The following is a 7,990-nucleotide window of genomic DNA, read 5'->3' as shown; positions in this document are numbered from 1 at the left end:
CTGCTGCAGATCCTCTCAAACCTGGCCAACGACTACGGCGTCGGTGCCGCGCACCCCGTCGCCGTAGTCGTTGGCCAGGTTTGAGAGGATCTGCAGCAGCAGGGCGGTGAGCAGGGCCAGCAGCAGCACGCCGCCGTCGAAGGCACCCTCCCCGGCCGCCACCCCGGCGCCGAGCAGGATGGACGCCAGCGCCAGGGGCAGGGTCTTGGGTCGGATGGCGTTCAGCCAGGTGCTCAGGGGCATCGGCGCTCTCTTGGTCATCAAGGAAAAAACCTATCATACCCAAGCCCCGGGCGATAAAAACAGCACTACCGTCCCCGGCGGACAGATGTTACTTTTAGTTAAAGATATTTCCGACGGCGATTAACGGGGTCACCACAAATGCATATTGCGGTTTACGGCTATGAACTTCCCCTGACCATGGCGCTCACCATCAGGGGTACCCCCCTCGGTCGCCGCCGGGGCTTTTACGTGTGCATCGACGGCCGCTGGGGCGAGGTCGCCCCCCTGCCCGGCGAGTCCCGCGAGAGCCTGGAGGACGCCCAGGACGAGCTGCTGGCCGCCTGCGCGCGGCTGGCCCAGGGCCAGCCCCACGGTGCCCGCCTGTCCTCGGTGCAATTCGGGCTGGACTGCGCCCTCACCGCCATCGACGGCGAACCGGCCCCCTCACTGCCGCTGCTGGAAGGCGAGCGGGAACCCATTATCCGCGCCTGGCGCTGCCGCCGGGTTCACCCCCAGCGGGCCTGGCTGACCCTCACCGGCGAGGTGCAGCACGACGCCGGCCTGGTGCGCGAGCTGACCCTGCTGGTACCCAGCCTGCAGCTGGTGCTGGACGCGGGCGGCCGGCTGAGCGAGGAGCAGCTGGAAGGGCTGTGGCGGCGCATCGATCCCGCCCGCATCGACTGGCTGCTGGAGCCCGCCGCCGACCTGGCCGCCAGCCAGCGACTGGCGGAGCGCCACGGCTGGCCGGTGGCCTTCGATCTCGGCCGCCATGCCTCCCCCGACTATCCGCTGTTCGACCAGCTGAAAGCCCTGGTGCTCAGGCCCAGCCAACTGGGTGGCCTGGCCCTGTGCCGGGAACTGGCCGAGGCAGCCCGGGCCCGGGGGCTGGAAGTGGTGGTGGCCGACAGCCTGGAAAGCGGCCTGGGCAACGCCCAGTTGGCCCGCCTGAGCGCCCAATGGGCGCCGGGCCAGGCGGCCATGCTGGACCGGTTGCGCTACTTGCTGGACAGGGGCGTGGACGGCAACGGCCGGCCGGACCTCGGCAGACTCACCCTGCTCCGGGAATACGGCTGACAGGCTCCGGTTGGGCACCGAAACCCGGCGCCGGGCCAAGGTTTCCTTGGCAGACGGGGGGTAAATCCGTATAGTCAGGCCGATATTTCGACAGGTTCCCTATCTATGCTTCAAGACAACCCCCTGCTGGCCCAGCTCAAGCAACAGCTGCGCGAATCCATGCCGACCAAGGAAGGCACCGTCAAGGCCACCGCCAAAGGTTTCGGCTTCCTCGAGGTGAGCGAGAAGGAAAGCATTTTCATCCCGCCGCCCTACATGAAGAAGGTGCTGCACGGCGACCGCATCACCGCCCTGGTGCGCACCGAAAACGAGAAGGAAGTGGCCGAGCCGGAAACCCTGGTCGAGCAGGGGCTGACCCGCTTCGTGGCCCGGGTGAAGTGGTTCCGCGACCGGCTCAACATAGTGCCCGATCACCCGCTGATCAAGGACGCCATCAAGGCCCGCACCATCAAGGGGTTGGATGAAAAGGGCCTGAAGGAAGGCGACTGGGTGCTGGGCGAGCTCAAGCGCCACGCCCTCAAGGACAACGGCTTTTTCGCCGAGGTGGTGGAGCTGATCGCCGGGGTCGACGACCCCATCGCCCCCTGGTGGGTGGTGCTGGCCCGCAACAAGCTGGCCAACCAGGCGCCCCGGGACCAGGACGAGTGGCAGACCCTGGAAGAATCCCTGCCGCGCCGGGATCTCACCGAGGTGCCCTTCTTCACCATCGACAGCGAGTCCACCCAGGACATGGACGACGCCCTCAGCGTGAAGAAGCTGGACAACGGCTGGGAGCTGACCGTGGCCATCGCCGATCCCACCGCCTATGTGCCCCACGACAGCGATCTGGACAAGGTCGCCGCCGAACGCGCCTTTACCGTCTACCTGCCCGGCCGCAACATTCCCATGCTGCCGCGCACCCTGGCCGACGAACTGTGCTCGCTCAAGGCCGGCGAAGAGCGCCCCGCCCTGTGCGCCCGCCTGCTGATCGACTTTGACGGCAAGGTCACCGACCAGGTGGAATTCTTCGCCGCCCGCATCCGCTCCCAGGCCAAGCTGGCCTACGACAAGGTCTCCGACTGGGTCGAGCAGAAAGGCGACTGGCAGCCGGAAAGCGAAGTGATCGCCGAGCAGCTGCGCGAGCTGACCGAACTCACCCGCGCCCGCAGCGCCTGGCGCAGCGAGCACGCCATCGTGTTCAAGGACAGGCCCGACTACCGCTTCGAGCTGGACGACGCCAGCAACGTGGTGGCCATTCACGTGGATCACCGCCGCATCGCCAACCAGATGGTGGAAGAGGCGATGATCGCCGCCAACCTGGCCTGCGGCAACTGGCTGGCCGAACACGCCGGCACCGGGGTGTTCAACGTACACGCCGGCTTCGACGCCGAGAAGCTGGCCCAGGTGGCCGAACTGCTGCAGGCCCACGAAGCCCCCTTCGAGCCGGAAAGCCTGGCCAGCCTGGAAGGCTTCTGCGCCCTGCGCCGCTGGCTGGACGCCCGCGACACCAGCTACCTGGACAACCGGGTGCGCCGCTACCAGTCTTTCGCCGCCATGAGCGTGACCCCGGCCGAGCACTACGGCCTGGGCCTGGCCGCCTACGCCACCTGGACCTCGCCCATCCGTAAATACGGCGACATCATCAACCACCGGCTGATCAAGGCGATACTGGCCGAGCAGGAGCACGAGGCCCACGCGCCCAGCGCCGAGCTGGCCCAGCACCTGTCCGAGCAGCGCCGCATGCACCGCCGCGCCGAGCGCGACATCGCCGACTGGCTCTATGTGCGCTACCTGCAGCCGGCGGTGGCCGAGGGCAAGGTATTCGACGCCGAAATCATCGACATCGGCCGGGGCGGCGTAAAGCTGCGCCTGCAGGAAAACGGCGCCGTGGTATTTATGCCCTCCTCGCTGATCCTGGCCAACCGGGACCGGCTGGAATGCAGCTGGGACGACGGCCGCGTCTACCTGGACAAGGAAGCGGTCTACGAACTGGGCCAGCATATCCAGGTGATCCTCACCGAGGCCATTGAAGATACCCGCTCGCTTATCGCCAAGCCGGCCATTCCGCTGGTACCGGAGAAGCAGGAAAAACCGGAACAACCCGCTTCCTGATCGTGAACATCTGATACTGAAAAGGCCTGCGATTGCAGGCCTTTTTTTTTCTTAATTTTTCCTTATCTAACAGATATATACGCGCCTCTCCCACAATCCCCGTCTGATGCTGGCCACTACGACACTTTGTCGCTATTCTTAGCCAAATATGGCTTATTTCATTTTTATCTTAGAGTAAAAACAACGACAGGACGCAGAAAGCAACACGGATAGGTTGACAAGACACAACGACTAAACATCATAGTGGCTGAGCCTGATAATTTAGCCGCCCTTATCCCTGTTGTTTTACCCGCCCTATCGAAGATGCTTGCTTATGAGCCAACAAGCCGAACATAAAAAATTTAAAATCAACAGCTTACATATTGCTTTTCCTCTAATTTAAACAAGCAATATTATTTTTAAGGCCATCAACATGTTGGATTTGCTGAAATACCTTATACCAGAATTTTCACAAATGCTCAGTGACAGTACAGGTGCAATCAGCGCCTGGTTCTGCGTGTTCATAGTTGGCATTTTCGGCATGTCATGCCTCTTCTTGGGCCGACATTACCTTCACTTCAAAGCACGAATTGATGCATTACACTCACTGGTAGATGGCCAAAGCAAGGAGGCTCTAGCTCTGAACCGGCGGGAGACTCTGCAGAAGTCTCAACAACTTAAGGTTTCGGATGCTGGTTCGCTCTGGCGCGAGTTTGACGAAAGTCTGGTTTTTTCGTCAGACCAGAAACAGCTGTTCAATACCCTCGATGCCGAACATTTTTTCAACCCCCGAACCCTAGCCCGCGGGCTGACGGCCAGCCGCCTACTGGCAGCAACCCCCAGCTTTCTGGTGGCCTTTGGGGTGCTGGGTACCTTTATAGGCTTGACGATTGGGCTTGAAGGGCTGGTAGGCACCTCCAATGAAGTGGAGACCCTAAAAGGCGGGATCGACAAACTCATATCAGGTGCCGCTGTAGCCTTTATGACCTCGGTGTGGGGTGTGTTTTTCAGCCTGGTACTGAACTTTATTGAAAAATCGGCTGAACGCTCAGTACTTAACTCCATTCAGAAACTACAGAACCAGATAGACTTTCTATACCCTCGCATCCCTGCAGAACAATCTCTTGTGCACATCGCCGAATACGGTAAGGAAAGCAAAGAAGCCCTACAGGAGTTGCACGAGCGCATAGGGGATCGCCTGCAGGAAACGCTAAACGGCATGAGCGAGGCAATGCAAACGGCACTGGCCGATACGCTTAACAACATCATGGGACCAGCCATCCAGTCTCTGGTCAGCTCAACCAATCAACAATCTAACCAAGTAATGGAAAAACTGGTCGGTAATTTTATGGAAGGAATGACTTCAGCTGGCCGCGAGCAAGGCCAACTGATGCAACAGGCTGCTGCCGATGTGAATTCTGCCGTTACCGAAATGACAGAACGCCTTGATCAGCTGTTCAGCAACCTCAACGATCAGCACACTCGCCGACAGGAATCAGAGAGCGAGCAGAACCGACGCTTTGAAGAGCAGTTGCTGCGTATGGCCGAATCGGCAGAGCAGCGGCAGATACAGCTGGAGAGTCGTTTCAAGCAGTTGCTTGACGGCCTTACTCAACAAATTGACAGCCAGGTAGGCACTTTCGAAAAGCGTGAGTTGGAACGCTCCAAGCATCATGAGCACCTGCAGAATGAACTCATGGAAAAGCAGAAGCAGTTGCTGAATCATCTGGGACAGACAAGCAAACAGCAGATTGACGCTCTTACCGATGCGACAAAGCTGCAGCAACATGAAATGCAGGAGACGGTCAATAAACTGCTGTCTGGCTTCAGAGCTCAGATGACCCAACATGGCGAGCAGGCAGAAAACCGGGAACAGGCGCGCCAGCAGCGCTTTCAGGAGCAACTCGAAGCAGTTACCGCACAACAACAGGAGCTGCTATCAGAACTCGCCAGCACCGTACAAGCTTCCCAACAACAAAGCCGGCAAATGGCCGAACAGCATCAACAACTACTCGATCGCCTGCAAAAAACCACCGAAGCAGCCACCCAAAGCAGCAAGCATCTGGACAGTAGCGCCAGCCAACTGGGCCTGCTATCGGCCAATGTGCGCTCGGCTACAGACTTGCTGGGACAACGTCTGGAACAGGTTACCCAGAGCATCGAACGGGCTGGCAATCAAAATGCCGAGCTGGCTGAAAAGATCAAACAACAAGCCGATATTCTGGCGCAACTGCAGAGCAGCCTTCTGGAGGGAGCACAGCACTTCGAGCTGGCAGCCAGGGAGGCACACAATGGCTTTGGTGAACTGAAACAGTCCCAGCAGGAGTTCCTGGTTGGTGTGAAGAACGAGTTCGTCGATCTGGGTGAAACCCTGCGTACTCAGGTTGAGGCCATTGAGAAACAGGCCGAAGAATGGTTGCGCAACTATGCCAGTGAAGTGCGCAACCAGATCGATGACCGCATGAACAAATGGAACGATGTTTCCTTAACTTATGCTAACCAGATGTACCATACGGCGCAGGCTATGAGCGGCATTCTCGATGAGCTGGAGGCCCGCTGATGCGCTTTCGCAAGCCTCACACTGCAACCGTCGATGAAGAAAATCCCTACTGGATGTCCTTTTCAGACATCATGTCAGCATTGCTGGTCATTTTTATCCTCGCCTCCGTGGTGCTGATACTACAGTTGATGGAAATTCGGGAGGAGCTTCAAAATCGTCAAATCGAGTTTGAAGAAGAAATAGTCGAGCTCAAAAAGGCTGAGCAGGTTCGCCGGACCATACTCGAAGAAGCTGCTGAGGCTCTGCGTAAGCGGGGTATTAACGTGGAGGTCAGTGAGAATCACACCGTGCTGAGTATTCCCAATGACTTACTGGGTTTTGATACCGGAGCCTACGAAATCCACAAGACCTACCAACCGCGAGCGCTGGAAATAGGTCAGGTTATCAACACAGTCCTGACTCGCCAGGACAGGGTTGATTTTCTCGACACCATCTTTATAGAAGGCCATACAGATAATCGGCCACTGCTTGGCTTTATGGGTAAAGGAAACTGGGGGCTGTCCACCTTCAGGGCAATTTCACTCTGGCAATACTGGGAGCAGGCCTTGAGTGATGGGGAACGCCTTTCTCGGCTGAACAACAAGGATGGTAAGCCCCTTTTTTCAGTCAGTGGTTATGGCGAGACACGCCCCGTCATACTCGATCAGCACACAGAAGACGACTTCAGGCGAAATCGCCGAATTGATATCCGCTTTACCATTCGGCGACCGGACAGCACTCAGTATGAGCAAATCAGGAAGCGGCTGGTGGAGGCTGACCCATGAAGCTGCCTTCAGCAAAATTGCCACAGTTGGAATGGAGCCAGAAGCATATCGACTCCTGGAGCAAGCTGACAACCCTTGCTGAAGCCATGGAAGGAAAGGCAGGAAAAAATGACGCCTTCGAACATATGGTACAGCAGCTGCGTAACATGGCACGCACTGGGCGATTTGAGGAACTACCCGAATTGCTCAAACGCCGTGTCACAGCAAGAGCTCTCAGTTGGCTCTGGGTCAGCAATGATGAACTGGGAAACCGATTACTGATTCCTCAGCTACTGGAAACGTTGCTGAAGGCACAATCACCCAGGTTAACCCGCATTACCCTGCAACAACTGGCGCAACTCTATTTTCGTCGCTTCGATCTGCTGAATGAACGTGAAGGCTTGAGGGAGCTACTGGAGCAAAGCCTGTCAGAGCAACTCGCCAAGCTCCCGCCTCCCAAATTTGAAAGTCTTCGAGCAGATCCCTTACAGACCCTGAAAGAACAGGGTCACTGGTTACTCACCCTGCAGGGGCCAAAAGCACTGGCAGAACAGGTACAGCAAGAAGGCACAGAGCTGGCAGACACCTTTACCGCACTGGGTCTGCAGGGCTTCGATGATGGTCGATTTGGTGATATATGTCGCGCTCATTTCTACCTGGAAACCCTGCGCAATCTACCGCTGGAAAAGTGGGATCCGGTCATGGATGAATTGCTCAAGCCCTCTGTGAGCAAGGCTCCTTTTGAAGGAGGCCGGCGTATTGGGCATGCAGCCCTGGAGATCCTGATTGACAGAGCTGGCTTGGACCCGAGCGATGCATGGCAGGACTTTATTCTCCGCCTCGCTGGTGATCCTCGTATCGCCAGCACTGCCAATAATTACCGCGAGTGGTGGCAACCACTTGGTACAGAGCGCATTCAGAGAGTACGATGCTGGTTGTCAAAAGAAGATCTTCGACTCTTTTTGCAAGCTGTAGAGCAGTACGGTATCGAGTCGAACAACCAGGATCTGCAACGAATGTTTCCAGCCCGCAAGCGTTTTCTGGAAGGCCTGTTCAGGCTAAAATTGATCCGAGGAACTCGACTCTTACTGGGTAATCGAGCTCACTATTCTGTAAAGCGAATTCTTGGCAAAGAAGTGCAAACCAACTTTGCCAGAATGGATAGCTCGATGAGTGACAAGGCCGTGATCTACCCAGGGCCGACGCATGATCATTTTTCGCCCAACCTGATCAAGCATCGATCGGTCCAGCGGCAAGGTTGCTCATTTTGATTGTGTCTTACGCTGCAAGAGAGTACATAGTGGAGATCTTGACCAACCCT

5 protein-coding genes and 1 pseudogene are annotated in these 7,990 nt (G+C 57.5%); 5 read left to right on the top strand and 1 reads right to left on the bottom strand.

Features of this window, described 5'->3' with window-relative positions:
- Positions 1-39 precede the first annotated feature (39 nt).
- Positions 40-243: pseudogene (locus CGX12_RS18150) on the bottom strand (1,4-dihydroxy-2-naphthoate octaprenyltransferase); the annotation flags it as partial.
- A 138-nt stretch (positions 244-381) separates the two neighbouring features.
- On the opposite strand from CGX12_RS18150, the gene CGX12_RS18145 reads away from it, so the two are divergent.
- The 5 genes from CGX12_RS18145 to CGX12_RS18125 all read left to right on the top strand — a co-directional run bounded on the left by CGX12_RS18145 (position 382) and on the right by CGX12_RS18125 (position 7,940).
- Positions 382-1,296, top strand: a complete 915-nt coding sequence (locus CGX12_RS18145) for an enolase C-terminal domain-like protein (RefSeq protein WP_094041259.1) — start codon at positions 382-384, stop codon at positions 1,294-1,296.
- A 105-nt stretch (positions 1,297-1,401) separates the two neighbouring features.
- A complete protein-coding gene (locus CGX12_RS18140; RefSeq protein ID WP_094041257.1) occupies positions 1,402-3,387 on the top strand; it encodes an exoribonuclease II in 1,986 nt (661 codons plus the stop codon).
- Between the two features lie 412 nt (positions 3,388-3,799).
- On the top strand, positions 3,800-5,926 hold the full coding sequence (gene zorA / locus CGX12_RS18135; RefSeq protein ID WP_094041255.1) for an anti-phage ZorAB system protein ZorA: 2,127 nt from the start codon (positions 3,800-3,802) through the stop codon (positions 5,924-5,926).
- Positions 5,926-6,690 (top strand): OmpA/MotB family protein, encoded by a 765-nt coding sequence (locus tag CGX12_RS18130; RefSeq protein WP_094041253.1) that lies wholly within the window; start codon positions 5,926-5,928, stop codon positions 6,688-6,690. The genes zorA and CGX12_RS18130 overlap by 1 nt, the downstream gene beginning before the upstream one ends.
- Positions 6,687-7,940 (top strand): EH signature domain-containing protein, encoded by a 1,254-nt coding sequence (locus CGX12_RS18125; protein WP_094041251.1) that lies wholly within the window; start codon positions 6,687-6,689, stop codon positions 7,938-7,940. The genes CGX12_RS18130 and CGX12_RS18125 overlap by 4 nt, the downstream gene beginning before the upstream one ends.
- Positions 7,941-7,990 lie beyond the last annotated feature (50 nt).

This window comes from Zobellella denitrificans, from assembly GCF_002237365.1.
GTDB classification, from domain to species: Bacteria; Pseudomonadota; Gammaproteobacteria; order Enterobacterales; family Aeromonadaceae; genus Oceanimonas; species Oceanimonas denitrificans.
Note: the sequence above shows the minus strand (reverse complement) of the source record. Positions and strands in the feature narration are given on the sequence as shown.